Annotated in this window: 1 protein-coding gene; it reads right to left on the reverse strand. The window is 67.5% G+C overall.

All coding sequences use genetic code 11. The features are described 5' to 3' along the window. Positions 1-1,059: VCBS domain-containing protein (locus AC1DZ8_RS33305; protein ID WP_477402409.1), on the reverse strand; the 1,059-nt coding region annotated here is incomplete at both ends.

Here is a 1,059-nt window from a genome sequence, read left to right on the forward strand (position 1 = left end):
CAACCGCCTGCGTCGCCGCCTTGCTGTTGTCGAGCACATAGGACCACGTGCCGTTGGCGTTCTGCGTCAGCGTGCCGTAGGTGCTGAGCGCGGTGATCGCCGCCGCATCGCCACCCGACCAGGCCACGAAGCTCTTGGGCGTATCGGCGCCCGAGACGTCGTTGGCAAGCACATCGCCCGAGACCGTGCTGGTCGGCGGCGTGTTGGCCGCACCTGCGCCGTCCTCGACGACCGCGTACGGGCCGTCATTGACCGCCGTCGGCACATCGTCGACAACATGCACGACGAGATTGTCGCTGGCGGTGGTGCCGCCATTGCCGTTGACGGTCAGCGCGACGCTGTCGTTGAAGCCGGTGGCGTCGACGCTGTCGTTGCCGGTCGGCACCTTGCTGTCATTGTCGATGGTTGCCGTCAGCGTGTAGCTGTAGGCCACGGTGCCCGAATGGGCATCACCGGTGTAGCCGGTCAGCGTCAGCACGCCTTCGCCGGTGTTGACGGTCTGGGTGCCGTTGAAGCCCTGGATCTGGGCCAGCGTGAAGCTGGTGCCGCCGATGACGATGTCGTGGATGCCGTCGGTGGCCGAGATGGTGAAGGATCCGGTGCTGGTCTCGCTGTTGGMSGCCGCGTTCGAGCCGTTCGGGTTGAGGCCGGCCTCGAAGACGGTGTTGTCGGCGCCCTGGGCCTGGGCCGTCACCACCGAGGCGCTGTCGTTGGCGCCGTCGATGGTGATCGTCAGCGTCGCCGGCGAGGTGTCGCCGTCGGCGTCCGTCATCGTGTAATGCAGGTCGAAGCTGAGATGGCTGGCTGCCGTCAACGCCTGCGTCGCCGCCTTGCTGTTGTCGAGCACATAGGACCACGTGCCGTTGGCGTTCTGCGTCAGCGTGCCGTAGGTGCTGAGCGCGGTGATCGCCGCCGCATCGCCACCCGACCAGGCCACGAAGCTCTTGGGCGTATCGGCGCCCGAGACGTCGTTGGCAAGCACATCGCCCGAGACCGTGCTGGTCGGCGGCGTGTTGGCCGCACCTGCGCCGTCCTCGACGACCGCGTACGGGCCGTCAT

Source organism: Mesorhizobium sp. P2_F7 (assembly GCF_056403695.1).